Raw genomic sequence first — 1840 nt, 5'->3', positions numbered from 1 at the left:
CTCTCGCTGGCGGCCTGGGCGGCGGAGGCCCTGGCCTTTTACTGCCTGCTGCAGTGGCTGGACGCGGGCGCCAGCCTGCCGTTTGCCGCACTGGCATTTGCCGGCGCCATGCTGGCCGGGGCGCTGAGCTTCCTGCCGGCCGGGCTGGGCGGCATGGAAGCGGCCATGGTCAGCCTGCTGCTGTGGCAAGGCATGGCGCCGGCGCAAGCCGTGGCCGCCACCATCCTGATCCGCCTGACAACCTTGTGGTTTGCCGTGGCCCTGGGCGTGGCCGCCCTGTCGTCGAGCCGCGGCCCGCAGGCGCAGCCGTCATGAGCGCGGCCGTGCGTTCCTGGAACGGCTTGCCGCAGGCGGCCCATGCACAGCAGCTGGCCCTGCATGCGCGCGATGCCGTGCTGCCGTCCGTTGCCGGCAGCCTGCTGGCGCACGGCAATGGCCGCAGCTATGGCGATGTATGCCTGAACGACGGCGCCAGCCTGCTGATGACGCGGGGCCTGGACCGCTTTATCAGCTTTGACCGCGCCAGCGGCGTGCTGCGCTGCGAGGCCGGCGTGCTGCTGGGGGAAATCCTCACCCTGGCGCTGCCGCAAGGCTGGTTCCTGCCCGTCACCCCCGGCACGCGCCATGTCACGGTCGGCGGCGCCATCGCCAATGACGTGCACGGCAAGAACCACCATGTGGCCGGCAGTTTCGGCCACCACGTGCGCGCCTTCGAGCTGCTGCGCTCGGACGGCAGCCGGATGCTGTGCGGGCCGCAGCAGCAGCCGCAGTGGTTTGCCGCCACCGTGGGCGGGCTGGGCCTGACGGGCTGCATTGTCTGGGCCGAATTGCAGCTGATGCCCGTCGCGAATGCCTACATGCTGGTCGAGGAACAGCGTTTCACGGGTCTGGAGCGGTTCTGGGAACTCAACGGCGCGGCCGAACGCGACATGCCCTACACCGTCGCGTGGATCGACTGCCTGGCGCGCCAGCCGCGCGGCATCTTCAGCAGCGCCTGCCACGCGCCGCCGCAGCAAGCCTTGCCCCTGTACCGGCACGTGCACCGCTGCATGTCCGTCACGCCGCCCGTCTCGCTGGTCAACGGCCCCAGCCTGCGCGCCTTCAATGCGCTGTACTACCACCGGCCCCTGCCGGCGTCGCCGTCGCTGCGCCATCACGGCAGCTTTTTCTATCCGCTCGACGGCGTGCGCGACTGGAACCGCATCTATGGCCGGCACGGCTTTTACCAGTACCAGTGTGTGCTGCCGCCGGCCAGCAGCCACGACGGCATCGCCGCCATCCTTGCGCGCATCGCCGCCAGCGGCCAGGGTTCCTTCCTGGCCGTGCTCAAGACGTTCGGCACGCGCCCGGCGCCCGGCATGCTGTCGTTCGCCCGGCCCGGCGCCACCCTGGCGCTGGACTTTCCCAACCGGGGCGCGGATAGCCTGCGTCTGTTCGCCAGCCTCGACGCCATCGTGGCGCAGGCCGGCGGCGCCCTGTACCCGGCCAAGGATGCGCGCATGCCCGCCAGCCTGTTCCGCGCCGGCTTTCCCGCCTGGCAAGCATTCAGCGCCTTTGTCGATCCGCAATTTTCATCAAGCTTCTGGAGAAGAGTCAACCCATGAGATCCTTGCAACGCACCGTCATTTTCGGCGCCACCTCCGCCATCGCCCACGCCACCGCGCGCCGCCTCGTCGCCAGCGGCGCCAGCGTCCATTGCATCGCGCGCAACCGCGCCAAGCTCGATTCCCTGCTGCAAGACCTGCGCGTGCGCGCCGGCGCCGATGGCCCGTACATCGGCGGCGAATGCGCCGACCTCGACGACTACGGCCTGCATGCGGGCCTGCTGGCGCGGGCCGAC

2 protein-coding genes and 1 pseudogene are annotated in these 1840 nt (G+C 70.3%); all 3 read left to right on the top strand.

What is annotated here, in order from left to right; translation table 11 throughout:
- On the top strand, positions 1-315 hold a 315-nt coding region (locus JaAD80_RS29050), incomplete at its 5' end, for a flippase-like domain-containing protein (RefSeq protein WP_146012609.1).
- Positions 312-1604 (top strand): FAD-binding oxidoreductase, encoded by a 1293-nt coding sequence (locus JaAD80_RS29045; protein ID WP_102299650.1) that lies wholly within the window; start codon positions 312-314, stop codon positions 1602-1604. The genes JaAD80_RS29050 and JaAD80_RS29045, both read left to right, overlap by 4 nt.
- Positions 1601-1840: pseudogene (locus JaAD80_RS31275) on the top strand (short-chain dehydrogenase); the annotation flags it as partial. The gene JaAD80_RS29045 and the pseudogene JaAD80_RS31275, both read left to right, overlap by 4 nt.

Origin of the sequence: Janthinobacterium sp. AD80 (assembly GCF_002878455.1) — a bacterium.
Classification (GTDB): domain Bacteria; phylum Pseudomonadota; class Gammaproteobacteria; order Burkholderiales; family Burkholderiaceae_D; genus Janthinobacterium.
This window is presented reverse-complemented; position numbering and strand designations above follow the sequence as displayed.

What these genes read in the sequence shown, in the direction of transcription:
- JaAD80_RS29045 (WP_102299650.1), top strand. Translation starts at nt 312, where the DNA reads ATGAGCGCGGCCGTGCGTTCCTGGAACGGCTTGCCGCAGGCGGCCCAT.